Here is a 25,017-nt window from a genome sequence, read left to right as displayed (position 1 = left end):
AACGCACGACTCCCGTACTACTGGAGGTCAGGCATGACCAGCCCGTACCCCGATCCCGTATCGCCTCCTGATCCCGCGTCGCCTCCTGATCCCGTACCGCCGTCGCCCACGCCGCCGCCCGGCCCGCCGGGCCCGGGACCGGTCCCGACGCCGCCGAGTCCGTTGCCCGTACCTCCGCCGGACCCGGTCCCGACCCCGCCGGGCCCCACCCCCGTACCGGGGCCGGAGCCGGAGCCCGCACCCGGGCCGCTCGGCCGGAGGTGATCAGCCGGCCGCGCTGACCGCGATCAGCTGGACGAGACCTCGGAACGGTCGCCGCCCCAGAGGGTGTGGAACGAGCCCTCGCGGTCCACGCGCCGGTAGGTGTGCGCGCCGAAGTAGTCGCGCTGCCCCTGCGTGAGCGCGGCGGGCAGCCGCTCGGCGCGCAGCGCGTCGTAGTACGCGAGCGCCGCCGAGAAGCCCGGCGTCGGGACACTCTGGTGCACGGCGGCGGCGATCACCGCGCGCCAGTCGTCCTGCGCCGCGCCGATCTCCTCGGCGAACTGCTTGTCCGACAGCAGGCTCGGCAGGTCGCGCTGCGTGTCGTACGCCTCGCGGATCCGGTCGAGGAACGCGGCGCGGATGATGCAGCCCGCCCGCCAGATCGCGGCGACGGAACCGGAGTCGATGTTCCAGCCGTACTCCTCGCTGCCCGCCTGGATCTGGTGGAAGCCCTGGGTGTACGACACGATCTTCGACGCGTAGAGCGCCTGCTCGACCTGGTCGGCGAAGCGCGCCGCCTCGGCCTCGCCCAGCGGAGCCGCCGACGGGCCGGCCAGCGAGCGGGACGCCTCACGCAGTCCGGCGTGCCCGGAGAGGGAGCGGGCGAAGACCGCCTCGGCGATACCGGAGACCGGGACCCCCAGGTCGAGGGCGATCTGCACGGTCCAGCGTCCGGTGCCCTTCTGCTCGGCCTGGTCGGTCACGATGTCCACGAACGGCTTGCCGGTGGCCTCATCCGTATGGGCGAGCACCTCCGCCGTGATCTCGATCAGGTACGAGTCGAGCCGGCCCGTGTTCCAGGTCCGGAAGGTCTCCGCGATCTTCGAGGGGGAGTAGCCGGCGACGGACCGCAGCAGGTGGTAGGCCTCGGCGATCAGCTGCATGTCGGCGTACTCGATGCCGTTGTGCACCATCTTCACGAAGTGACCCGCGCCGTCCGGGCCGATGTGCGCCACCGTGGGCGTCCCGTCGGGGGCCTTCGCGGCGATCCGCTCCAGCAGCGGACCGAGCGAGGCGTACGACTCGGTGGAGCCGCCGGGCATGATGCTCGGACCGTGCAGCGCGCCCTCCTCGCCGCCCGAGATGCCCACACCGACGAAGTGGATACCGCGCTCGCGCAGTTCCTTCTCCCGGCGCCGGGTGTCGGCGAAGTGCGCGTTACCGCCGTCGATGATGACGTCGCCCTCCTCCAGCAGGGGGGCGAACTCCTCGATCACGGCGTCCGTCGGATCGCCGGCCTTCACCATGATGACCAGGCGGCGAGGCCGCTCCAGCGCCGCGACGAACTCCTCCGCCGACTCGGCCGCGACGAAGGATCCCTCCTCGCCGAACTCGTCCACCAGGGCACGGGTCTTCGACGCGGTGCGGTTGTGCAGCGCGACCGTGAATCCGTTGCGGGCGAAGTTACGGGCAAGATTGCGGCCCATCACCGCGAGTCCGGTGACGCCGATCTGGGCAGTACCACTCATGCGTGTGCTCCTGGATGTTCGTTCGGATGTGCCGCGCCCGCCGGAAGGCGATACGTACGGGCGAACACGGCCGTTCAACAATCGTCAAGCTGCCAGGAAGGTTACGCATTCCGGCCCTCGCGCGGACCACCCTGTCCAGGGTGCGGGCACGCGCGGCGCTCCCGTACGGGCTCCGTTTGCGGAGAAACCGCGTACCGCGGCGGGCGCCGAACGGGCGCGAAGAGGGCCCCAATCGGGCAGTGATACGTGCAACATCGTCCCTTCCCGCCGCGCTGACCAGCATGAACGCTCGCTGTCAAACGGGCATGAACGGTCGCAGTCGGTCGTGTGAAGGGCCTGGTGGCGGCGGGTGCCTTGCTTGTACAAACGACCCATGAGCCCGAACGGGTGCTGAGCCGCAGCAGAGCAGGGAAGTGTTGTCGTGGACACGGACGAGCGTCGACGAGAGATTCTTGAGATCGCCCGACGGGACGGGTCGGTCGAGGTCAGCGCGCTGGCCGTGAAACTTCTCGTGGCCAAGGAGACCGTCCGGCGCGACCTGCACACCCTGGAGGAACACGGGCTGGTGCGGCGCACCCACGGTGGGGCCTATCCGGTGGAGAGCGCCGGCTTCGAGACCACCCTCGCGGCCCGGACGACCCGACTCGTACCCCAGAAGTCGCGGATAGCGGCCGCCGCCGCGGACCTTCTCGGTGACGCGGAAACCGTCTTCGTCGACGAGGGCTTCACCCCTCAGCTCGTCGCCGAGGCGCTGCCCCGTGACCGGCCGCTGACCGTCGTCACCGCCTCACTCGCCGTGGCGAGCGCGCTGGCCGACTCCGAGAAGACGGCCGTACTGCTGCTCGGCGGCCGGGTACGTGGCTCCACGATGGCCACGGTCGACCACTGGACCACCCGGATGCTCGCCGACTTCGTCATCGACCTGGCGTACATCGGAGCGAACGGCATCTCCCGCGAGTTCGGCCTCACCACCCCCGATCCGGCCGTCAGCGAGGTGAAGTCCCAGGCCATGCGGAGCGCCCGACGCCGCGTCTTCGCCGGAATCCACACCAAGTTCGGGGCGGTCAGCTTCTGCCGCTTCGCCGAGGTCGGGGATTTCGAATCGATCGTCACGGATTCGGGGCTCTCCTCCGCGGAGTCCCAGCGCTACTCGCTGCTCGGGCCGCAGGTCATCCGCGTCTGAATCCGCGCCGCGCGCCGCTGTTCCCGGCGGCCCCACGGCTCCCTGTCCCCCCTGCTCCCGTTTCCTCACCCGACGGGCGGCAGAACCGTCCTCCCCGGCGGGCGGCAGGACAGAGCCGTCCCAGAATTTCCCCCCTCTCGCAACGAAATGATCAGGAGAAATCTCATGCCCCTCCAACAACGACCACGTGGACTCCGCGCGCGTGCACGCGGAATCCACGTGCGGGTGGGCGCGGGCGCCGCCCTGACGGCCCTGCTCGCGGGGTGCGCCGGAGCCGGCGGCACCTCTTCAGGAGGGGCCGACACGATCAATGTGCTGATGGTGAACAACCCGCAGATGGTCGAGTTGCAGAAGCTGACCGCGGACCACTTCACGAAGGAGACCGGAATCAAGGTCAACTTCACGGTGCTGCCGGAGAACGACGCCCGGGACAAGTTCACCCAGGACTTCTCCAACCAGGCGGGCCAGTACGACATCGCCACCATCAGCAACTTCGAGGTGCCCTTCTTCGCGAAGAACGGCTGGCTGCACCCGCTCGACGAGTACGCCGCCAAGGACAAGGCCTTCGACCAGGGCGACATCCTGCCGCCGCTCCAGGAGTCCCTCACCGCCGAGGACGGCAAGCTGTACGGCGAGCCCTTCTACGGAGAATCGTCCTTCCTCATGTACCGCAAGGACATCTTCGCGGAGAAGAACCTGAAGATGCCGGCGAAACCCACCTGGCAGGAGGTCGCCGACCTCGCCGCCGAGGCGGACGGCGCCCAGCCCGGCATGAAGGGCATCTGTCTGCGCGGACTGCCCGGCTGGGGCGAACTGATCGCCCCGCTGACCAGCGTCGTCAACACCATGGGCGGCACCTGGTTCACGAAGGACTGGAAGGCGAAGCTGACCTCCCCGGAGTTCACCAAGGCCACCAAGTTCTATGTCGACCTGGTCCGTGACCACGGCGAGGCGGGCGCTCCTCAGTCCGGCTACGCCGAGTGTCTCAACAACATGACCCAGGGCAAGACGGCCATGTGGTACGACGCCACCGCCGGCGCCGGATCGCTGGAGGCCAAGGGATCCCGGGTCAAGGGCAAGGTCGGCTACGTACCCGCGCCCGTGGAGAAGACCGAGAGCTCAGGCTGGCTGTACACCTGGGCCTGGGGCATGCAGAAGGCGTCGAAGAAGTCCGGCAACGCGTGGAAGTTCATCTCCTGGGCGTCCAGCAAGGAGTACGAGAACCTCGTCGGCGAGAAGATCGGCTGGTCCAACGTGCCCGCCGGCAAGCGCGCCTCGACCTACGCCAACCCCGACTACCTGAAGGACGCCGCCGCGTTCGCCGATGTCACCAAGCAGGCGATCGCCAGCGCGAACCCGCGTGACCCGGGCACCCAGCCACGGCCCACGGTCGGCATCCAGTTCGTCGACATCCCCGAATTCACGGACCTGGGCACCAAGGTGTCCCAGGAGATCAGCGCCGCCATCGCGGGCAAACAATCAGTCGAAGAGGCCCTGAAGACCTCGCAGGAACTTGCCGAGAAGGTAGGTGAGAAGCAGAAGTGAGTACCTCCGTCAGCACACCGTCACTGTCGCCGGCCGGCTCGTCGGACCCCTCGGCACCGCCCAACGCTCCCCGTAAGAGCTCCGGACGGGCCCGCGCCTGGGCCACCCGCGCCCCGTTGCTGCCCGCCCTTGTCTTCCTGATCGCGGTCACCCAACTGCCCTTTGTGGCGACCCTGGTGATCTCGCTCTTCAACTGGAACTCCCTCGCCCCCGACAACCGCGCCTTCGCCGGACTCTCCAACTACGGTTCGGTGTTCACCGACGCGAGCCTGCGCGAATCGGTGTTCACCACCGTCCTGCTCACCGCGACCGTCGTGATCGTCAGCGTCGTCCTCGGACTGCTGCTGGCCCTGCTGCTCGACCGGAAGTTCAAGGGCCGCGGATTCGTCCGTACCCTGCTGATCACCCCGTTCCTGCTGGTCCCCGTCTCGGCCGCGCTGCTGTGGAAGCACGCCCTCTACAACCCCGAGTACGGCCTGCTCAACGGCGGTTGGGCCTGGTTCACCGGACTCTTCGGGGTGGAGAACCCCGCCCAGCCGGACTGGATCTCCGACATGCCACTGCTGGCGGTGGAGACCTCCCTCATCTGGCAGTGGACCCCGTTCATGATGCTCATCCTGCTCGCCGGCCTCCAGAGCCGGCCCGCCGAGATCATGGAGGCCGCGAAGCTGGACGGCGCGAGCGGCTGGCAGATGTTCCGCTACCTGACCCTGCCGCATCTGCGCCGCTACCTGGAGCTCGGCATCCTGCTCGGCTCGATCTACATCGTGCAGAACTTCGACGCCGTATTCACCCTCACCTCAGGGGGACTCGGCACGGCAAACCTGCCGTACACCATCTACCAGACCTTCTACCAGGCTCACGAGTACGGACTGGCCTCCGCCGCCGGAGTCGTCGTCGTGATCGGCACGATCGTGATCGCGACCTTCGCCCTGCGCGTCGTCTCGTCCCTCTTCAGTGAGGAGGCGAACCGCGCATGAGCACCAACTCCGTCGCGCAGTCCCCGTCGGCCGCCCAGGCCGCGCCCCGTATCGACACATACGCTCCCGAGACCCGGCGGGCCAGGCGGCGCACCGCCGGGCTGGGCCTGCTGGCCTGGATCATCGGCATCGTCTTCTGCCTGCCGGCGATCTGGATGCTGCTCACCTCCTTCCACTCGGAGGCGGACGCGGCGACCAACCCGCCGTCGTTCGCCGCGGGTCTCACCCTCGACAGCTACCGGGTGTTCTTCGGCTCCGGGAGCGGGGCCAGCCCCTGGCCGCCGCTGCTCAACTCCCTGATGGCGTCCGTCTTCTCCACGCTGCTGGTGCTGGTGCTGGCACTCCCGGCGGCATACGCGCTCTCGATCAAGCGCGTGGAGAAGTGGACGGATGTGATGTTCTTCTTCCTGTCCACGAAAATGCTGCCGGTGGTCGCCGGACTGCTGCCCGTGTACCTCTTCGCCAACAATGTCGGCATGCTGGACAACATCTGGCTGCTGGTCATCCTCTACACCTCGATGAACCTCCCGATCGCGGTGTGGATGATGCAGTCCTTCCTCGCGGACGTACCGGTCTCCATCATCGAGGCGGCGCAGGTGGACGGGGCCCGGCTGCCGACCGTCCTGGCCCGGGTGGTGGCCCCGGTGGCGGCCCCCGGTATCGCCGCCACCTCCCTGATCTGCTTTATTTTCAGCTGGAACGAGCTGCTGTTCGCCCGGGTGCTCACATCGGTGACGGCCCAGACCGCACCCGTGTTCCTGACGGGCTTCGTGACCAGCCAGGGGCTCTTCCTCGCTCAACTGTGCGCGGCGTCCGTCGTCGTGTCCCTGCCGGTGCTCGCCGCAGGTTTCGCCGCCCAGGACAAACTCGTCCAGGGCCTTTCTCTTGGAGCTGTTAAGTAAATGAGGGCAGCGATTATCGAAGCCCCCGGCAAGGTCTCCGTCACGACGGTTCCCGACCCCACCCCGGGCCCCCGTGAGGTCGTCGTCTCCGTCGCCGCCTGCGGAATCTGCGGTACGGACCTGCACATTCTGCAGGGCGAGTTCGCGCCCACCCTGCCGATCGTGCCCGGTCATGAGTTCGCCGGCGAGATCGTGGGTCTGGGCTCCGACGTCACCGAGCTGTCCGTGGGCGACAAGGTCGCCGTCGACCCGTCGCTGTACTGCCACGAGTGCCGTTACTGCCGCTCCGGGCGGGCGAACCTGTGCGACAAGTGGAACGCCATCGGCGTCAGCAAGCCCGGCGGCGCGGCCGAGTTCGCCGTCGCGCCCGTCGCCAACTGCGTCCGGCTGCCCGACCACATCGACGTGCGGGACGCGGCGCTGATCGAGCCCCTGTCCTGCGCGGTCCGCGGCTACGACGTGCTCAACAGCTCCACCCTCGGTGCGGAGGTGCTGATCTACGGCTCCGGCACCATGGGCCTGATGATGCTGGAGCTCGCCAAGCGCACCGGCGCCGCCGTCGTCGATGTCCTGGATGTCAACCCGGAGCGGCTGGCGACCGCCACGAAGCTCGGCTGCTCGAACTCGGCCACCTCGGCGGACGAGTTCGACCGGCCCGGTGGCTGGGACTTCGTCATCGACGCCACCGGTAACGCGAAGGCCATCCAGGACGGCCTCGGCCGGGTCGCCAAGGGCGGCACCTTCCTCCAGTTCGGGGTCGCCGACTACGCGACGACCGCGGTCATCGAGCCGTACCGCATCTACAACCAGGAGATCACCATCACCGGCTCCATGGCGGTGCTGCACAGCTACGAGCGGGCCGCCGCGCTCTTCGCCACCGGGGTGCTCGACCCGGCGGTCTTCATCAGCGACCGGCTGCCGCTGGAGCAGTACCCGCAGGCGCTCGACCAGTTCAAGGCGGGCAAGGGACGGAAGATCGTGGTGCAGCCGTGACCGAAGGTCCCGACGCGGGGTCCGGCGCCGTCCTGGTGATGGGAGAGGCGCTCATCGACCTCGTCCCCTCGCCGGACGGTCCGGAGACACTGCGGGCCCAGCCCGGCGGCGCGCCCGCCAATGTCGCCGCGGGGCTGGCCCGGCTGTCCACGCCCAGCTGGTTCGCGGGCGCGCTCGGCGGCGACGGCTTCGCCCGGATGATCGAACAGCGACTGGCCTCCGCCGGTACGCGGCTCGGCCTCTGCGCGCGCTCGGAGCTGCCCACCACGCTCGCGGTCGCCGACCCGGGCCCGGACGGCACCGGCTACCACTTCCACCTCGCGGACACCGCCACCTTCCAGCTGCCGGACCACTCCGCCGAGGTGGCGGGGTTCGCCGCGGTGTACGTGGGCGGACTGGCCGCGGTCGTCGAACCGTCGGCCGGAGCCGTGGCGGCCACCGCGCGCGCGGGTGCCGAACGGTCCCTGCTGGTCGTGGACCCCAATGTGCGCGAGGACCGCACGCTCGACCCGGAGCCGAGCGTGCGCCGGCTGCGGGAGCTGTGCTCCCTGGCGCATGTCGTCAAGGCGAGCGACGAGGACCTCGGGCGCCTGTGGCCGGACACGGATCCCGACGAGACCTGCCGACGGCTGGCGGGGGAGGGCAGGCTCGTGGTGCTCACCCGGGGTGCCCGGGGCAGCACGGCCTACAGCGGCTCCGCCGAGCCGGTGTCCGTGCCCGCGGTGCCGGTCACGGTGGTCAACACGATCGGCGCGGGTGACGCCTTCATGGCGGGCGTCCTGCACTGGCTCACCGTCAACGGGGCCGCCGGACCCACCGGCTCCCCGGGCGGTGGCGCCACGCGCGTGCTCGGCGACGGCGGTGTGAGCCGGCTGCCGGGTGACAAGGTGGCCGCCATGCTGGGGTTCGCCTCCGAGGTGGCCGCCTCGGTGGTCGCCCAGACCGGTACGGAACCGTCGCTGCCGTCGACGCCGGCCCGTATCTGAGCATCCGTACGGGAGACCTCGTGTCCTGAAGACCACGCTCACCCCCCACAGCCGGAGCCACCGTCCCTCCCCCCGGAGGGGCGGTGGCTCCGGTCCGTTCCGCACGGTGGCCGGCCCTGGCCTTCTGTGGCTCGCGCCTTGAGCTTTTTGCGGCCTCGCGGCCCCGGCCTCCGGTGCTCAGGAGCCCTCGCGGCCGCGCGCGGAGCGGATGAGGTCCGCGTAATGCAGGCCGCTGGCCTTGATGGTGCGCCGCTGGGTCGCGTAGTCCACATGCACCAGACCGAACCGCTTGTCGTAGCCGTACGCCCACTCGAAGTTGTCCATCAGTGACCAGGCGAAGTATCCGGCGAGCGGAGCGCCCTTCGCCACGGCCCGCGCGCAGGCCGCCAGGTGCTCGTCCAGGTACCGGGTGCGCTCCGGGTCGTCGATGGTGCCGTCCGGGCGGACGGTGTCCGGGAAGGCCGAGCCGTTCTCGGTGACGTAGACGCGCCGCGCGCCGTACTCGTCGGTCAGCCGGATCAACAGCTTTTCCAGGCCGTCCGCGTGCACCTCCCAGCCCATATGGGTGTGCCGGGCGTCCGGCACGGCGACCTGCCGGGCGAACGGAGCTGTGCCGGCCGGGTCGTCCTGGACGACCTGGCGGAAGTAGTAGTTCAGCCCCAGCCAGTCCAGCGGCGCCGCGATCGTGGCCAGGTCGCCGGGGCGCTCGGGCAGCTCCACGCCGTACAGATCGACCATGTCCTGTGGGTAGCCGCGGCCGTGGATCGGGTCCAGCCACCAGCGGTTGGTGTGGCCGTCGGCCCGGACGGCGGCCGCGTGGTCCGCCTCGCTGTCGGTGGCCGGTTCGATCGGGCTGAGATTGTTGACGATGCCGATCCGCGCGTCCGAGGAGACCGCGCGGATCGCCTGCACCGCCAGGCCATGCCCGAGGTGCAGATGGTACGAGGCGCGTACGGCGGCGGTCAGGTCCCGCACTCCGGGTGCCATGCTGCCGTGGAGGTGGCCGATCCACGCCGAGCACAGCGGCTCGTTGAGCGTCGCCCAGTCCTTCACCCGGTCGCCGAGACGCTCGGCCACGGCGGAGGCGTACGCGGCGAAGTGCTCCGCCGTGTCCCGGGCCGGCCAGCCGCCCCGGTCCTGGAGGGTCTGCGGCAGGTCCCAATGGTAGAGCGTCGCGAACGGGGTGATGCCCGCCTCCAGCAGGCCGTCCACCAGCCGGTCGTAGAAGGCGAGTCCGGCCTTGTTGACCGGTCCGTCGCCGCCGGGCACGACCCGGGGCCAGGCGAGCGAGAAGCGGTACGCGCCGACGCCCAGCCGCTTCATCAGCCCGATGTCCTCGGCGACCCGGTGGTAGTGGTCGCACGCCACATCGCCGGTGTCGCCGTTGTCGATGGTGCCGGGCGTGTGGGAGAAGGTGTCCCAGATCGACGGGGAGCGGCCGTCCTCCGCCACCGCTCCCTCGATCTGGTACGAGGCGGTGGCGACGCCCCAGGTGAAGTCGGCCGGAAGGGCGGTGAGGTCGGTGAGGTCGCTCACGGACTGCCTTTCTGCAGGGGTGCTTGACTGGCCCGGCCGCTCAGAGGCTCCACTCCATTGCGCCAGGCCTCTTAATTCATGTCGTGATTTAAGAGGTGAGAGAAGGGCGCGTCAAGGGCGCCGACAGGGGTATGTTGCGTCCCGGAGGGGCAACAGGGGAGGAAGCACCATGGCAGAACGCGACAGACGGACCGTGCGTGACCTGCGGAGGGGCAATCGCGCCCTGGTCGTGCGGCGGCTGTATTTCGACGGCCCGCTGAGCCGCCAGGAACTCGGCCCCGCGACCGGCCTGAGCTCGGGATCCATCAGCAATGTCGTCGCCGAACTCGCCGCCGAGGGACTCCTGGAGGAGGCGGGCGTGGTCGACTCCGACGGCGGCCGTCCCCGTACGCTGCTGCGCGTCGCCCCCGGCGGCGGCCTGCTCATCGGCGTCGACATCGGCGAAACCCGCGTCCGTGTCGAGCTGTTCGACCTGTCCCTCACCGAACTGGCCCGCACCGACCGGCTGTTGACCCAGCACGGCTATGACGTCGGACGCATCGTCTCCCATGTCCGTACGGGCATCGCCGATGTCCTGCGCGACGCGGGCGCGGATGTGGGGCGGCTCCTCGGCATCGGTATCGGTGTCCCCGGCATCGTCGAGCGCGGCGGGGCGGAGGGCGCGGTCGTCCACGGCCAGACCATCGGCTGGACCGCGGTGCCGTTCGAGAAGCTGCTGCGCGCCGCTGTCGAAGTCCCGGCCGGGGTACCGCTGTTCATCGACAACGGCGCCAGGACGCTCGGCCAGGCCGAGATGTGGTTCGGCGCCGGCCGGGGAGCCGGTACGGCGGCCATCGCGCTCCTCGGCTCCGGAGTCGGCGCGAGCGTCGTCCGGAGCGGCGCGGTGTCCGACGAGGACGGCCAGGGCAGCGCACTCGAATGGGGCCACACCACCGTGCAGTTGCGCGGCCGCCGGTGCCGCTGCGGCTCCCTCGGCTGTCTGGAGGCGTACGCCGGAGCGCAGGCGATGCGCGAGAGGTGGGCCGAAGCGGGCGGGCCGCTTCCGGACGACGCGGACGACGAGACCGCCGTGGCCGCCCTGCTGGTCGCGGCCTTTCCCCGGCCCGGCGGCCCCCCGGTCGACCCGACGGCGCTGGCCCTGCTCGACGAGACCGCCGAATGTCTGGGCGCGGCCTGCGCTGATCTGATCAACATCTTCCAGCCCGAACGCATTCTTCTCGGCGGCTGGGCGGGACTGCTCATCGGCCCGCATCTGTTGTCGGCGATCCGGCGTCACGCGCGGGCGTACGCCCTGCGTCACGCGGCGGCACGCACCACGATCGAGCTGGGCAGGCTCGGGCCCGACGCGGTGACGGTCGGCGCGGCCACACTGCCTCTCGCGGCGTTTCTCGCGCGGGGCGGGAGCCGTCCGCGCACCGCCGCCGCGGTGGTCGAGGCGGACAGCCGGCGCTGGCTGCGCGACCGGGCCGGAACCGACCGGGCGGTCGAGCCCGACCGAACCGCCCAAACCAACCGGGCGGTCGGGGCCACGGGGACCACCGGAGTCACCGGAGTCACGGAAACCACGGGAACCACGGTCTGAACGGCCTCTCGGGCGGGTGCCGTGGTCAATGACGGCCAATTTCCGGCTCGGGAGGACGCGTCGGCCGTCAAGGTGGCACGCTGTGTGCGCAGATGCGGTCGGAGCGTAGGTGAGGCCTTGTCATGGTCCGTGCCCAGCCCCTAAGTTGACCGCGTGCGACGTGTCCTACTGCCAGTGGGGGAGCGAAGTCATGGCCGCAACCGGTCGGCACCGCCGATACCAGCCGAGTCGTATCAACCGCGCATCGCTGACTGTGACGGCGGGCGGCGCGGGCATGGCCCTTCCCCTGATCGCCGCCGGGTCGGCGCACGGGGCATCCGTGGATGTCTGGGAGAAGGTCGCGGCCTGCGAGTCGACCAACAACTGGGAAATCAACTCCGGTAACGGCTATTTCGGCGGACTCCAGTTCACCCAGTCGACCTGGGAGGCGTACGGCGGCGGGAACTTCGCCCCGCGTGCCGACCTCGCCACCAAGGACCAGCAGATCGCCGTCGCGGAGAAGGTGCTCAAGGGCCAGGGCCCCAAGGCCTGGCCCGCCTGTTCGGGCACCGCCGGACTGACCCGTGGCGGCGAGGCACCCGCCGTCACGCCGGACACGTCCCGCGTCACCGGGAACGCGCCCCAGGCCGAGACCGTCGCGAAGAGCGGACCGATCCGGACGAAGAGCGAGCCGGACCGGCAGAAGCGGATCCAGCAGAAGAAGGCCGCGTCGCCCACCAGCGTGCCGACGCAGCGCGAGGGATACACCGTGGCCCGCGGGGACTCGCTCTCCGGGATCGCCGTGGAGGAATCCGTCAAGGGCGGCTGGCAGCGGCTGTACGAGGAGAACCGCCGTCTCATCGGCAGCGATCCCGATGTGATCTTCCCTGGCCAGAAGCTGGTGCTGCATGTCCAGGCACCGTCCAAGGGCAGTGCCACCGCCTCTCCCAAGGAGAAGGCTCCCAAGGAGACGGCGAAGCCGAAGCCGGCTGCCGAGCCCAAGCAGGCCGAGAAGCCCAAGCAGGCCGAGAAGCCCAAGCAGGCGGAAAAGCCCCAGCAGGCGCAGAAGCCGAAACAGGCCGAGAAGCCGAAGGCCCAGAAAGTCCGCAAGACACAGGCCGAGCAGCCGAGGACCGCCGACATCACCGCCCCGGTCTCGGCCTCCACCGGCACCCAGTACCGCCAGCCCGGTTCCTGGTCCAGCGGCTACCACACCGGTGTCGACTTCCCGGTCCCCACCGGCACCTCGGTGAAGGCCGTCGCCGCCGGGCATGTGGTGTCGGCCGGCTGGGCGGGGGCGTACGGCTATCAGGTCGTCATCCGCCACTCCGACGGCAAGTACAGCCAGTATGCGCACCTCTCCGCGCTCAATGTGCGCGAAGGCCAGTCGGTCGGCAGCGGCCAGCGGATCGCCCGGTCAGGATCCACCGGCAACAGCACGGGACCGCATCTCCACTTCGAGATGCGCACGGGGCCGGGTTACGGAAGCGACATCGATCCCCTCGCCTACCTGCGAGCGGGCGGCGTCCGCCTCTGACGGCCCGCCACGGTCCGAGCGCGCGGACGCGAGGATGTCCGGAGACGCGCCGAGGTCCTCGTACGGACCGATGCGCGGGGGTACGCCGAAGCCGACCGGGAATGTGCCCGAGTCCTCGGGCAGGCCGGCCGGCGCCCCCCGGTCGTCGGGCAACTCGCCTCCCGGCGATGTACGCGCGGCCGATGACACCGACGTGCTGTCGTGCGAGGTGCCCATACGCTCGGTGGTGAGCAGGATCAGCCCGCCCGCCGCCACGAGACCAGAGGCCAGCGCCAGCCCCGTACCCAGTGCGCCGTACTGGAAGTTCTCGCCGAACAGGGTCAGGCCGACGGCCGCCGCCACCACCGGGTTGACGACCGTGACCGTGGCCAGGGGGGCGGCCAGTCCGGCGCCCCGGTAGGACGCCTGGGAGAGCAGCAGCCCGCCCGCCGCGAGGACCGCGATCACCGCCAGGCTCGGCACCTGCATGGCCGGATGGTCCGAGGCCCAGTCCACCGCCACGGTCTTGGTGAAGACCGAGGCGATGCCGAACGCGACACCGGCCGCGCCCGCCAGGAGCACACTGCGCACCACCGGCCGGCCCACCAGCTGCGCCGCCAGGAAGATCAGACCGACCCCGCCGAAGGTGGCCAGGGCCAGGATCAGCCGTTCCCCGCCGGCCAGCGAGTGCGAGTCCGTGCCCCCGGTCAGGGCGAGCAGCCCGGCCAGTCCCACGGTCGCCATGAGCGCGCCCCGCCAGGCGGTGTGTCCGGCCTTGCGGCCCACGAAGAGCGCCGCCATGGGCAGCGCGAAGACGATGGTGAGCGCCCCGAGCGGCTGGACCAGGCTGAGCGGCCCGTACGCCAGCGCGACGACATGCAGGGCGGCGCCCAGGCCGTTCAGTGCCACGGCGGCCCACCAGACCCCGTGGTGCAGGGGTGCGTACGGGCGGGCGGGGGTGGCTGCGGCGACGCGCTCCTGAAGGATCGCTCCGGAGGCATAGGCGACCGCGGAGACCAACGACAGCAGCACGGACAGGGCGAGTGCACTCATGTATCCCACGATCTCTCGTCCGCGCGATTTCGGCGTCGTCCTGAAGAGGCAAATCGGGTGTAGTGCTATCGGCGTACGGACGGGGACAGGAGTACTCCCACGGATGGGTTCCCAGGTCAGCGTGGAGTCCCCGGCGGCCGGCAGCCGCCGTCCGGGTGCACGGTCCTCGTTCTTCCGTTTGCGAATCCGAATGCCGTGAACATCGGGCGTGAACATCGGGTGGGTTACGATCGATTCGGAAGTAGGTATTTTTTAGTGCGTTGCGCTCCTGACAGGAGATACGGATGACCACCAAGGCGAAGCCTGCGCGGCGGATCGACCCCGGCACGTACGAGGCGTACATGCACGACTGTCCCGCGGTGGCGTTGCTCTCGACGATCAGCAACCGGTGGGTCAGCCTGACGATGTGCACCCTCGGGTCGTACGGCGACGCCATGCGATACAGCCACATCAGCCGAGAGATCCCGGGCGTCAGCCAGAAGATGCTCACCCAGACCCTGCGCATGCTCGAGCGCGACGGCATGGTGAAACGCACGGTCACACCGACGGTGCCCGTCCGTGTCGACTACGAGTTGACCCCGCTCGGGCAGGGCCTGTACGGCCTGCTGTCCCAGGTGCGCGACTGGGCCGCCGACAAGACCGATGAGGTCGACGAGGCGCGAGCACGCTACGACACCCGGAAGACCGACCAGTAAGGACGGCTCAGGGGAGTTACGCACTTTTAAGTGCCTACTTACGAATGGATCGTAACCCGCCTAGCGTTCGTAACATTCACAGTGTTCGATCAGCAAAGGGAAGAACGAATCATGCGCGCAGCAGTCGTGAAGAAGACCGGTGGACCCGAGGTGGTCGAGGTAGTGGAGGCCCCGCTCCCGGAACCAGGTCCCCTGGAGGTCCGCGTCAAGGTCGCGGCCGCCGCGCTCAATCCGGCGGACGCCGGTGTCTCGTCCGGGTTCTTCAGGCCGTTGGGGGAGGTCGAGTACACCGGGCTCGGACTGGACGCCGCCGGGACGGTCGACGCGGTCGGTACAGGTGTTTCCCTGGAGGTCGGGACTCCGGTGATCGCGTTCGACGCCCCTGTGCTGCGCCCGACGAAGGCTCAGGCCGAATACCTGGTGACCGACGTCAACTCTGTTGCCCTCGCTCCGGAGGGTATGGATCTGACGCTCGCGGCGACGATCCCTCTGAACGCGATGACCGCCTCACTGGCCCTGGAGAATTTCCCGCTGCATGCCCGCGACACGCTGCTTGTCACGGGCGCCGCCGGGGCCGTTGGCGGCTACGCAGTCGAGCTGGCCCGGATGCGGGGGGTGCGGATCATCGCGCAGGGGCGGCCCGAGGACGAGGAGTTTCTCCGCGGTCGTGGCGCCACCTGGTTCGTGTCGCGCGACGAGGAACTGGGTGAGGCTGTGCGCCGGTTCGTGCCGGAGGGCGTGGACGGCGTGTTCGACGCGGCGGCGCAGGGCGCCCCCGCGCTGGCGGCTGTCCGCGACGGCGGCGTTTTCGTGAGCGTGCGGAGTGACGTGGTGCCGGAGTCGCAGCGGGGCGTGGTGGTGCGGCTCACCAGCGCCGGTCCCGAAGGGACCCGTCTCTCGTACCTGTCCGCGCTCGCCGAGGTCGGCCTGCTGACGCCGCGGGTCGCTCAGACCTACCCCCTGTCGCAGGCGGCCGAAGCCCATGCCCGGCTCGCCCAGGGCGGTCTGCGCGGCCGGATCGTGCTGGTGCCGTGAGAGCCCTGAACCGGTGCTGACGTGCGGCGGGTCCCCAGGCCACAGAGCCTCGGGACCCGCCGGACAGCCTCAGGCGCCGAAGCGCGCGGTGAGCTTGCGCTCGACCAGACCGACCAGCGCGTACATCGCCCAGGCCAGCAGGCAGAGCAGGCCGAGAGAGATGATGACGAGCCGGATGTCGTCGTTGTCCTGGGCCTGCTTCTCCAGATAGCCGAGCCCCGCCTGCGCTCCGATGAACTCACCGATGACGGCAGCCGTCACGGCCTGGAGGATGCCCAGCCGCAGCCCGACGGCGATGGCCGGCAGGCTGAACGGAAGATCGATCTTGATGGCGCGGGCCACCGGGCCGATCTTCAGGAGCCGGGCCAGGTCGTCGACGCTCGTGGGGATGGAGCGCAGCCGCGTGATCATGTTGATCAGCACCGGATAGAACGACACCAGGGCGACCAGCGCGATCTTGGAACCGATCCCCAGGCCGAGCCAGAGCACGATCAGGGGGGCGATCGAGATCTTCGGTGTCACCTGCGCGATCACGATCAGCGGCATCAGCACGCGCTCGGCCCAGGGCATCCGCACGAAGGCGATCGCGAGGACCACGCCGATCGAACTCCCGATCAGCACACCCTGCACGACCTCCGCGAGCGTCTGCGCGATGTGCACGCCGAGCACACCGTCCTGCGCCAGCGTCCAGCCGTGACCGACCACCGCGCCCGGGGTGGGCAGCTTGTAGGGCGGCACATCGAACAGCACGGTCACCAGCCACCACAGCACGACCCCGGCGACCAGCGAGACCGTACCGACCGCGAGGGGCCGGACGGATCTCAGCGGGCCGTCCGGCCGTGCGCGCGGCGCGTGCGTGCTAGCCGAGGTCATTCGGCTTCACCACCATGTCGCCGGCGTCGAACTTCTCATCGATGATCTTGAAGTCGGCCTGCGCGTCGATCGCCTTCTGCCAGCGGTCCACGTCCGGCTGGCCGAGGCCGTCCTTCTTGGTCGTGGGCGACTGCCACAGGCTCTTGGCGAAGACGTCGTTGATGATGCCCGTGATGTCCTTCTCCTGCCCCTTGAACGAGGGGGCGTACTTGGAGACGGACATGTCGACCGCGGCCGCCGGGTTCTTGATGGTGTACTCGATGCCCTGGTTGAGGGCATCGTCGAACGCCTTGACCCTCTTCGGGTTGTCCTCGACCGTCTCGGGGCTGGCCACGACCACATTGCCGAACGACGGCAGGTACTTGTCGCTGAGCATCTGCTGTACGTCCACCCCGGCCGACTTCAGGGCGTAGTAGCGAAGCCGGGAGAAGACGATGCCGTCGACCTGGCCGTTCTTCAGCGCGTCGACGATGACGCCGGTGCCGATCGTACGGACCTTCACATCGCTGATGTTCAGCTTCGCGCTCTTGAGCATGGCCTGAAGCTGGATGTAGTTGGGGCTGCCGAGGTCGGTGACACCGATGATCTTGCCCCGGAGATCGGCGGGCGACTTGATGCCCGTGCCGGTCTTCGACAGCATGGCGCCGATTCCCTGCTGGTAGGTGGTGTGGACGACGTTCGTCTTGACACCCTGACCGTACGAGGTGATCACCGAATCGCCGTTCGGGAAGCCGAAGTCGACATTGCCCGCCGCGACATTCTTGACGATGTCCGACCCCTGGGCGTACGTGAAGGACACGTCGAGGCCGGCCTTCTTGAAGTAGCCCTGCTCCTTGGCCGCGTAGAGCGGCGCGTAGTACGGAGCGGCCGATCCGTCGATCTGGATCGTGACCTTCTTGATCCCACCGGAGTCGGCGTCGGACTCGTCCGACGAAGAGGCGGGGCTGCACGCCGTGGCCATGCCCACGAGCAGAGCGGCGGATCCGAGGCCGGCCACGTGACGACGGTCTATCTTCATGATTCTCCTTGGAAGTACGGGGGTGCGGAGTTCGGCGACGCGGAGGTCGGCGGTACGGACGGTATGCGTCGGGAGTCAGCGACTCCAGCGCAGGAGCCGTCGTTCGGCCAACGAGACGAGCCCGAAGCCGAGGAGTCCCACCACCACCGTGATCAGTACGGCGGCGATCAACAGCGGTGTGTTGTTGGAGGTGTTGCCGAGAACCATGAGATAGCCCAGGCCACGTTCGGAGGCCAGATACTCGGCGAGAAAAGCGCCTGTCATGGCGTCGATGACGGCGATCTTCGCGCCGGCCAGCATCGCCGGCATGGCGGCGGGCAGTTGGATCGTCCGCAGGTACTGCCGACGGGACAGATTCAGCAGTTTCCCCAGGGTGGCCACGTCCGCCGGGACATCACGCAGCCCCAGCATGGTGGCGGCGGTCATGGGGAAGAAGACGAGCAGCAGGATCAGCGCGTACTGGGAGGTGAGGCTGAGACCGAACCAGAGCACGAGCAGCGGGGCCACCGCGATCTTCGGGGCCGCCTGGAGGAGGACCATGTACGGGGCGAAGATCTCGCGTACGGTCCGCGACGCCCACAGGACCCAGCCCAGGGCGACGCCGATCAGCGACCCGACGACGAAGCCGAACGCGATGTTGCGGAGCGTGTAGCCGAGGTTCGGCCAGAGTTGGCCGTTGCGTACCAGTTCCACCGCCGCGGACCAGACCTTGTCCGGTGCGGGAAGCAGATAGCTCGGAACGTCCGCCGCCCGGACGTAGACACTCCAGGCGGCGATGATCACGAACAGGTAGGCGGCCACGGTCAGGACCCGCACCGCCGCCCGCCCGAGCGGCCCGCGCCTGCCGGCCGAGCGGGACTTCGCCGCCCGCCGCTCGCCGCCGAGGGGCGGACCCTTCCGCGTCACCGTGCCGCTGCTCATTCCAGCTCCTGTCGGAGCATGCCGGCGAACTCGGCGAACTGCGGCAGCTGTCTGGTCCTGGGAGTACGGTCGCGGTCGAGCGGCACCTTGTGCACGGCCTTGATCCGGCCCGGCCGCGCCGTCATCACCGCCACCTTGTCGGCCAGGTAAGTGGCCTCCTCCACGCTGTGCGTGACCAGGATGATGGTCTTGCGCGTGGTCTCCCAGATGCGCAGCAGGTCGTCGTGCAGCCGGTCCCGGGTGATCGCGTCGAGCGCGCCGAACGGCTCGTCCATGAGCAGGATCTGCGGATCGTAGGCCAACGCCCGCGCGATGGCGGTGCGCTGGCGCATACCGCCGGAGAGCTCCTTCGGGAACGATCCGGCGAAGTCGTCGAGACCGACGAGTTCGAGCAGCGAGCGCACCCGCTTCCGGCCCGCGGGCGACTTGTCCCGCTGCGCCTCCAGTCCCAGGGAGACGTTGCGCTCCACCGTCCGCCACGGCAGCAGCGCCGGTTCCTGGAAGACGTAGCCGATGTCCTTGCCGGGGCGGGGCTGCCTGGACCAGGCGAGTTGGCCCTCGAAGTCGGTGTCCAGCCCGGCGATCATCCGCAGGAGCGTCGACTTCCCGCACCCCGACGGGCCGATGAGGGCGACGATCTCCCCGTCCGCGACCTCGAGGTCGACATCGTCCAGCGCCACGACCCGCGAACGGTTGGCTGCCACATACGTCTTGCTGACGCCACGCACGGACATGAAGGCGCTCATCGGGCGACCACTCCCGTCCGTATGGACCGGGCGGTGCCCATGGCTCTGAGCCGGCCGCCGCCGGCCCATGTCCTGTGGCGATGTCGCACGAAGACCTCCAGGTCTCTCCAGATCCGTCACGGCCGGATCTCTCACTGGCCGGATCTGTCACGGCCGCCATGGTCATGGTGCTCATGGCGACGTCGTGCTCGACTTCCATGGATGGAAATCGCCTTTCCGACTACGAAGATCAGAGCCTGGACCGGTTTTCGGCCATCGTCAAGCTGTGGCATCAGTGGTTACATGCGAGACATTGCTGGAAACATCCACAAAACCTACACAGACAGATGTGTCAATTCGGCAACGCTCGGGGCTATTGACGCCGAATTTAGTGATGGTGCACACTTCCGCTGCTGGAAGCCAGCCATCCACATATGGAGGTTCACCGATGGCCAGAAGTGCCCAGGACCCCTGGCGGGACGGAGCGCCCCCGCACCTTCCGGCCAAACTGGGCATGCTGCCCCCGGTCTGTCTGCTGCCTGGTGACCCGGCCCGCGTCGACCTCGCCGCCGAAGTGCTCGCGGACTTCGACATCGTGGGCGACAACCGGGAGTTCAGAATCGGAGTGGGAAGCCTGGACGGGACACCGATCGCGGTGTGCTCGACCGGCATCGGCGGACCCTCGACCGAGATCGCCGTGGTCGAGCTGGCCAGGCTGGGAGTGACGACAGTGCTCCGTACCGGAGGCATGGGAGCACTGACCCAGCGGATCGCACCCGGTTCCGTGTGCGCCGTGACACGTGCCGTCCCCGGGAGCGGCGCCGCCGCGTACTATGCCACAACGCCCGACGGCAGCACGGCGGATGACGAGGTTCTCGCCGCACTGCGCGCCGGAGCCGCCTCCCTGGGGACCGGCCTGACCGAGGTGACCGTCGCCTCCACCGACTCGTACTACCTGGGCCAGGGCCGTCCCCTGCCCGGCCACCAGGACCGGGCGGCGGAGCGGCTGGCCGCCCTGAACCGGCTCGGCGTCGACGGTCTCGACATGGAGGCCGAGACCGTACTCGCGGTGGCGCGGGCCATGGGCGTACGGGCGGGTGCCCTGCTGGTGGCGCACGCCAACCGGGCCACGGACGACTGGCTGGAGGACTACCGGCCCGCGCAACTGGCCATGCTGCGGCTGGCGGCCCACTGCGCGCGGTCGTTGTCGGTGGTGGGGTGACCCACGTCCATGGTCGCGGGCCGGGGGGCGGGACCGGCATGCCAGGCACACACGCATCTCCGGATGACCGGATGAACGGACGGCTGAGGTATGCAGGTCACACGGGCCCTACGAGTCATCGGAACGCTGGCGGCCAGTCGCCGGGGCATGACCTTGCAGCAACTGCATGAGCAACTGGACATCCCCATCGGCAGCATGCACCGGGTGCTGGCCGCCCTCGCCGAGGAGCAGTACGTCACCAGATCGCCCATCAACCGCTGCTACTTCCTCGGCCCCGCCTCCACCGAACTGGCCGCGATCTCCTCGGGCGGCCAGGGCACCATCGTCCCTCCGCCCGCGCCCATGGAGGAAGCCGCCCGCGAGAGCGGTGAGACGGTGTTCCTCACCGAACTGGTCGGGCTGCGGCTGATCTGCGTCGCACTCGTCGAAGCACGTTATCCGCTGCGGCTGTTCGTCCGGGTGGGCCAGGAGATGCCCCCGCACGCGGCGGCCTCGGCCCGCAGCGTCCTGGCGTTCCTGCCTGCGGAGACCGTCTCCGTGATGCTCCGCGACCGGGATCTCACCGCGTACTCCGAGGAAACGCCGCGCACGGCGCAGGAGATGGAGGCCCATCTCGCCGAGGTCCGGTCGCGGGGGTACGACGTGTGCGCGAACGAACTCGACGACAACGTATGGGCGGTGTCCGCCCCCGTGTTCACCTCCACCGCGCAGACCTTCTCCAGCGTGACGCTCGCGGCGGCGGGCCACCGCATGAGCGACCCGCTGGAGCGGGCCCGAGCCACGGAGACCGTGCTGCGCGCCGCCCGCACGATGTCGCAGGAACTGGGCTACACCGGCGACTTCCAGGTGCACTGAGTCCGGCGGGCGCCGGCGGCGCGGTGCGCCCTGCCCGGGGGAGCGGGCGGGGCGGTCCCGGCGCCGGCGCCGGTCAGAGCATCCGGCGCCGTCGTCCCAGCCAGGTCTGCGCGATCACCACCACCGCCAGGAAGGCCCCGCTGACCACCTGTTGATACGCCGAGTCGAGCGAACCGATCTGGTTGATGACGTTCTGGATGACCTTCAGCAGCAGGACGCCCACGAGCGATCCGCTGATGAAACCGAAGCCGCCGCTCAGCAGCGTCCCGCCGATGACGACGGCGGAGATCGCCTCCAGCTCCATGCCGTTGCCGAGAATGGTCACTCCGGAGACCAGCCAGGCAGCGTTGAGCGCCCCGGCGAGCCCCGCGCAGAGCCCGGAGAGGGTGTAGACGGCGATCTTCGTACGGGCCACCGGGGCGCCCATCAGCGCCGCCGCGTCCTCGTTGCCGCCGACCGCGTACACGAACTGGCCGAACCGGCTGCGGCGCAACAACAGCGCGCCCAGCGCGAACAGCGCCACCGTGATCCACACCGGTACACCGATCCCCAGCAGTGTGTCCTGGCCGAGGCGGGCGAAGAAGGACGTCTCGTCCACCAGATAGGTCGTCGAACCCTCGTCGGTGACCGACAGCAGTACGCCGCGCGCCAGCAGCATCGCGGCCAGCGTCACGATGAACGGCGCCAGCCGGGCCCGCGCGATCAGCAGGCCGTTGACCAGGCCGATCAGCCCGCACACCGCGAGCGGGAGAAGCAGGGCCACGCCCGTGCCGTACCGCGAACCCCACGCGGCGAGCACTCCGCCGAGCGCGAACAGCGAACCCACCGAGAGATCGATGCCGCCGGTGATGATCACAAAGGTCATGCCGAGCGCGACAACGGCGAGGAAAGCCGAGGAGACGGCCATGTTCTCCAGATTGTCACCGGTCAGAAAGGTGTCGAAGCCGATCGAGGCGGCGACGGACACAAGGAGGAGCGTGACGAGTGCGCCGTGTTGCTGGGCGAGCGCGCTCAGCCGCTCGGCCCGGCTCGCGCCGAGTGGTTCCTCCTCCGTGCGCGCCGTGTCGCTCTCCGCGCTCTTGACCCGCACAGTGGTCACCGCTTTCCCCGTTCCCGTGCCGCGTACACCGCGAGCACGATCACCACGGCCTGGGCGATCTGCGTCCAGGACGGCGGCAGATCGTGCTTGATGAGCGTGGCGGTCAGCAACTGGATGAGGACGGCGCCCGCCACCGTGCCGCCGATCCTGATCCGGCCGCCGCTCAACGGCGTACCGCCGACGACCACGGCGGTGATCGCGGACAGCTCCATCAGCGTCCCGAGTGAGGTCGGATCGCTCGCCTGGAGCCGGGCGGTGGCCAGCACCCCGGCGATCGCGGCGAGCACACCCGAACAGACATAGACAAGGATCAGTACCCGGCGCACCGGGAGCCCCGCCAGCCGCGCCGCCGGCCGGCTGTCGCCGATCGCGAGGAGCTGCCGGCCGAAGGTCGTGCGCCGTACGGTGAAGCCGACGGCCAGCGCCAACGCGGCGGCGATCAGCACCAGATAGGGGATACCGAGCAGATCGCTGGAGCCCAGCGAGGCCAGCCCGGGGTCCCGTACGTCCTTGAGCTGGGGGAGCAGGACCAGCGCGATCCCGCGCCCCGCGACCATCAGCGCCAGCGTCGCCACGATGGGCTGCACCCCGATGAACGCGATCAGCGAACCGCTCGCGAGACCGACGACGGCCCCGCCCAGGACGGCCACGATCAGCGCGACCCACGGCCCGTACCCGAGATACAGCGAGAGCAGGGACGTCGACAGCGCCATCACCGAGCCGACCGAGAGATCGACGCCCTCGCTGCCGATCGCCAGCGCCATGCCGAGCGCCACGATGAGGACGGGGGCGACCTGCACGGCCTGGGTACGGAAGTTCTCGGCGGACAGGAAGTGGGGGGTGAGGACGGCGTTGGCCAGCAGCAGAACGGCCACGCCGGCATAGACGCCGTACTCCTGAAGGAAAGTCAGGAACCGTGCCCGGTCCAGGGGGGCGCGTCTGAGTTCCGCCAGGTCAGTCATGGTGCTCCCCGCCCTCTCCGCGACCGCCCTCTCCGCGACCGCCCTCTCCGCGACCGGTCTCCTCGCCACCGGTCTCCTCGTGCCCCTTCTTCGAGGCGATGGCGTGCAGCAGCCGGGCCTCCGTCACTTCGCCCCCGGTCAACTCCGCCACGACGGCACCGTCCTTGAGGACCACGATCCGGTCCGATCCCTCGATCAGCTCCTCCATGTCGGAGGAGATCAGCAGCACCCCGAGCCCCTCGTCCGCGAGTTCGTCGATCAGCCGCTGCACCTCGGCCTTGGCACCGACATCGATGCCCCGGGTGGGCTCGTCCAGGAGCAGCACCTTGGGCTCCATGGCGAGCCAGCGGGCGAGCAGCACCTTCTGCTGATTGCCGCCGGACAGTTCGCCGACCTTCTGGTGTGGCCCCGACGCCTTGATCCGCAGTCGTTTCATGAAGGTGTCCACCACCCGGTCGATCCGGGCGTCGTCGACGAGTCCGAAGCGGGAGAGGCCGGGCAGCGCGGCCAGGGCGATGTTCTCCCGTACGGACAGCCCCGGGACGATGCCCTCCGCCTTGCGGTCCTCGGGCAGCAGGCTGATGCCCGCCCTGATCGCGGCGGGTGTGGAGCCGGTACGGACCGGAGCGCCCGCCACCAGCACCCGGCCGGAGTCCGGTGACAGCGCTCCCGCGATGGCCTGCGCGGTCTCGCTGCGCCCCGAGCCGAGCAGCCCGCCGAGCCCCACCACCTCGCCCGGCCGCACGGTCACCGACACGTCGTCCAGTACATGATGGAGCGTCAAATGCTGTGCCTCCAGGACGGGTTCGCCGCCGGTGGAGTGGGTGCCGGTGAATTTGGTCAGGCCCTCGTCGCGGACCTCGCCCATCTCGCGGCCCAGCATCAGCGACACCAGCTCCAGCCGGTCGAGATCCGCGATCGGGCCCGTGTGGACCCGCTTGCCGTCGCGCAGGACGGTGACGGTGTCGCAGACCTCGTACAGCTCGTCGAGCCGGTGACTGACATACACCACGCCGATACCGCGCTCCCTGAGCATCCTGATCACCCCGAACAGGGTGCGCACCTCACGCGGTTCGAGCGAGGACGTCGGCTCGTCCATGATGACCACCCGCGCGTCGACCGAGACGGCCCGCGCCAGCGCCACCATCTGCTGGGCGCCGACGCCGAGCGAGCGCAACGGCCGGCGTACGTCGACCCGCAGCCCGAGCGCGCGCAGTGCCTCTTCCGCCTCCCGGTGCATCCGGCCGAAGTCGATCAGCCCGAGCCGGCCGCGGGGCTCACGTCCCAGGAAGAGATTGCGGGCCACGCTCATCAGCGGGACGAGATTGACCTCCTGGTAGATGGTGGAGATCCCGGCGTGCTGTGCCTCCAGCGGCGTGCCGAAGCGCACCGGTTCGCCCTGGAAGACGATCTCACCCCCGTCGGGACGGTGGACACCCGTGAGGAGCTTGATGAGTGTGGACTTGCCCGCGCCGTTCTCGCCGATCAGCGCGTGGACCTCGCCGGGCCCGACGGCGAAGTCCACCTCGTCGAGGGCTCGGGCGCCGGGAAAGGTCTTGGTCAGTCCGGTGACCGACAGGACGGCCGGCGGTGCGGCGGACGGCGCGGCCGCAGGGACCGACGTCAT

Annotated in this window: 22 protein-coding genes; 12 read left to right on the top strand and 10 right to left on the bottom strand. The window is 69.6% G+C overall.

Features of this window, described 5'->3' with window-relative positions:
* Positions 1-287 precede the first annotated feature (287 nt).
* Positions 288-1,730 (bottom strand): NADP-dependent phosphogluconate dehydrogenase, encoded by a 1,443-nt coding sequence (gndA, locus tag ACIOJD_RS25075; RefSeq protein WP_401917642.1) that lies wholly within the window; start codon positions 1,728-1,730, stop codon positions 288-290.
* Positions 1,731-2,151: 421 nt separating this feature from the next.
* Between gndA and ACIOJD_RS25070 the strand changes: the two genes are divergently transcribed.
* The 6 genes from ACIOJD_RS25070 to ACIOJD_RS25045 all read left to right on the top strand — a co-directional run bounded on the left by ACIOJD_RS25070 (position 2,152) and on the right by ACIOJD_RS25045 (position 8,319).
* On the top strand, positions 2,152-2,913 hold the full coding sequence (locus ACIOJD_RS25070; protein ID WP_401917640.1) for a DeoR/GlpR family DNA-binding transcription regulator: 762 nt from the start codon (positions 2,152-2,154) through the stop codon (positions 2,911-2,913).
* Positions 2,914-3,078: 165 nt separating this feature from the next.
* The gene (locus ACIOJD_RS25065) at positions 3,079-4,458 is read left to right on the top strand and encodes an ABC transporter substrate-binding protein (RefSeq protein WP_401917638.1); all 1,380 of its coding nucleotides are present in this window, start codon (positions 3,079-3,081) and stop codon (positions 4,456-4,458) included.
* A 23-nt stretch (positions 4,459-4,481) separates the two neighbouring features.
* On the top strand, positions 4,482-5,438 hold the full coding sequence (locus ACIOJD_RS25060; protein WP_401918042.1) for a carbohydrate ABC transporter permease: 957 nt from the start codon (positions 4,482-4,484) through the stop codon (positions 5,436-5,438).
* The gene (locus tag ACIOJD_RS25055; protein WP_401917636.1) at positions 5,435-6,340 is read left to right on the top strand and encodes a carbohydrate ABC transporter permease; all 906 of its coding nucleotides are present in this window, start codon (positions 5,435-5,437) and stop codon (positions 6,338-6,340) included. Before ACIOJD_RS25060 ends, ACIOJD_RS25055 begins: the two co-directional genes overlap by 4 nt.
* Entirely contained in the window at positions 6,341-7,333 is a 993-nt protein-coding gene (locus ACIOJD_RS25050) for a zinc-dependent alcohol dehydrogenase family protein (protein ID WP_401917634.1), read from the top strand.
* A complete protein-coding gene (locus tag ACIOJD_RS25045; RefSeq protein WP_401917632.1) occupies positions 7,330-8,319 on the top strand; it encodes a PfkB family carbohydrate kinase in 990 nt (329 codons plus the stop codon). The genes ACIOJD_RS25050 and ACIOJD_RS25045 overlap by 4 nt, the downstream gene beginning before the upstream one ends.
* Positions 8,320-8,496: 177 nt before the next feature.
* Here ACIOJD_RS25045 and ACIOJD_RS25040 read toward each other — a convergent pair whose 3' ends face one another.
* Positions 8,497-9,855 carry a GH1 family beta-glucosidase gene (locus tag ACIOJD_RS25040; protein ID WP_401917630.1) on the bottom strand — a complete coding sequence of 453 codons (1,359 nt, stop codon included), beginning with the start codon at positions 9,853-9,855 and terminating at the stop codon, positions 8,497-8,499.
* Between the two features lie 169 nt (positions 9,856-10,024).
* On the opposite strand from ACIOJD_RS25040, the gene ACIOJD_RS25035 reads away from it, so the two are divergent.
* Positions 10,025-11,437 carry an ROK family protein gene (locus ACIOJD_RS25035; RefSeq protein ID WP_401917629.1) on the top strand — a complete coding sequence of 471 codons (1,413 nt, stop codon included), beginning with the start codon at positions 10,025-10,027 and terminating at the stop codon, positions 11,435-11,437.
* 190 nt (positions 11,438-11,627) lie between these two features.
* Positions 11,628-12,953: a peptidoglycan DD-metalloendopeptidase family protein gene (locus ACIOJD_RS25030; RefSeq protein WP_401917627.1), complete on the top strand. Its 1,326-nt coding sequence runs from the start codon at positions 11,628-11,630 to the stop codon at positions 12,951-12,953.
* Here the strand turns inward: ACIOJD_RS25030 and ACIOJD_RS25025 are convergent.
* The gene (locus ACIOJD_RS25025) at positions 12,834-13,985 is read right to left on the bottom strand and encodes a DMT family transporter (protein WP_401917625.1); all 1,152 of its coding nucleotides are present in this window, start codon (positions 13,983-13,985) and stop codon (positions 12,834-12,836) included. The two genes, ACIOJD_RS25030 and ACIOJD_RS25025, sit on opposite strands and share 120 nt — an antisense overlap.
* Before the next feature lie 284 nt (positions 13,986-14,269).
* Here ACIOJD_RS25025 and ACIOJD_RS25020 point away from each other — a divergent pair, with 284 nt between their 5' ends.
* Together ACIOJD_RS25020 and ACIOJD_RS25015 are read left to right on the top strand one after the other, a co-directional pair.
* On the top strand, positions 14,270-14,680 hold the full coding sequence (locus tag ACIOJD_RS25020; protein WP_401917623.1) for a winged helix-turn-helix transcriptional regulator: 411 nt from the start codon (positions 14,270-14,272) through the stop codon (positions 14,678-14,680).
* A gap of 111 nt (positions 14,681-14,791) precedes the next feature.
* The gene (locus ACIOJD_RS25015; protein WP_401917622.1) at positions 14,792-15,715 is read left to right on the top strand and encodes an NADP-dependent oxidoreductase; all 924 of its coding nucleotides are present in this window, start codon (positions 14,792-14,794) and stop codon (positions 15,713-15,715) included.
* Between the two features lie 69 nt (positions 15,716-15,784).
* Here the strand turns inward: ACIOJD_RS25015 and ACIOJD_RS25010 are convergent, their stop codons facing one another.
* The 4 genes from ACIOJD_RS25010 to ACIOJD_RS24995 form a co-directional block, all read right to left on the bottom strand.
* Positions 15,785-16,588, bottom strand: coding sequence for an ABC transporter permease (locus tag ACIOJD_RS25010; RefSeq protein ID WP_401917620.1), 804 nt, complete (start codon positions 16,586-16,588; stop codon positions 15,785-15,787).
* Positions 16,575-17,606 (bottom strand): ABC transporter substrate-binding protein, encoded by a 1,032-nt coding sequence (locus ACIOJD_RS25005; RefSeq protein WP_401917618.1) that lies wholly within the window; start codon positions 17,604-17,606, stop codon positions 16,575-16,577. Before ACIOJD_RS25005 ends, ACIOJD_RS25010 begins: the two co-directional genes overlap by 14 nt.
* A gap of 75 nt (positions 17,607-17,681) precedes the next feature.
* Entirely contained in the window at positions 17,682-18,527 is an 846-nt protein-coding gene (locus tag ACIOJD_RS25000) for an ABC transporter permease (RefSeq protein ID WP_401917616.1), read from the bottom strand.
* A complete protein-coding gene (locus ACIOJD_RS24995; protein ID WP_401917614.1) occupies positions 18,524-19,273 on the bottom strand; it encodes an ABC transporter ATP-binding protein in 750 nt (249 codons plus the stop codon). Before ACIOJD_RS24995 ends, ACIOJD_RS25000 begins: the two co-directional genes overlap by 4 nt.
* Before the next feature lie 427 nt (positions 19,274-19,700).
* Here ACIOJD_RS24995 and ACIOJD_RS24990 point away from each other — a divergent pair, with 427 nt between their 5' ends.
* Entirely contained in the window at positions 19,701-20,474 is a 774-nt protein-coding gene (locus ACIOJD_RS24990; RefSeq protein ID WP_401917613.1) for a nucleoside phosphorylase, read from the top strand.
* Positions 20,475-20,621: 147 nt separating this feature from the next.
* Positions 20,622-21,329, top strand: a complete 708-nt coding sequence (locus ACIOJD_RS24985; protein ID WP_401917612.1) for an IclR family transcriptional regulator — start codon at positions 20,622-20,624, stop codon at positions 21,327-21,329.
* Positions 21,330-21,402: 73 nt separating this feature from the next.
* On the opposite strand, the gene ACIOJD_RS24980 is transcribed toward ACIOJD_RS24985, so the two are convergent.
* From ACIOJD_RS24980 to ACIOJD_RS24970, 3 genes are read right to left on the bottom strand one after another with little or no spacing between them, the layout of a single operon-like run.
* Complete coding sequence (locus ACIOJD_RS24980) at positions 21,403-22,419, bottom strand: ABC transporter permease (protein ID WP_401918040.1); 1,017 nt, start codon at positions 22,417-22,419, stop codon at positions 21,403-21,405.
* A gap of 5 nt (positions 22,420-22,424) precedes the next feature.
* Positions 22,425-23,390, bottom strand: a complete 966-nt coding sequence (locus ACIOJD_RS24975; RefSeq protein ID WP_401917610.1) for an ABC transporter permease — start codon at positions 23,388-23,390, stop codon at positions 22,425-22,427.
* Positions 23,383-25,017, bottom strand: coding sequence for a sugar ABC transporter ATP-binding protein (locus tag ACIOJD_RS24970; protein ID WP_401917609.1), 1,635 nt, complete (start codon positions 25,015-25,017; stop codon positions 23,383-23,385). Before ACIOJD_RS24970 ends, ACIOJD_RS24975 begins: the two co-directional genes overlap by 8 nt.

The organism is Streptomyces sp. NPDC088116 (assembly GCF_044741745.1).
GTDB lineage: Bacteria > Actinomycetota > Actinomycetes > Streptomycetales > Streptomycetaceae > Streptomyces.
The sequence above is the reverse complement of the archived record's forward strand: the minus strand, read 5'-3'. Positions and strand labels throughout refer to the sequence as shown.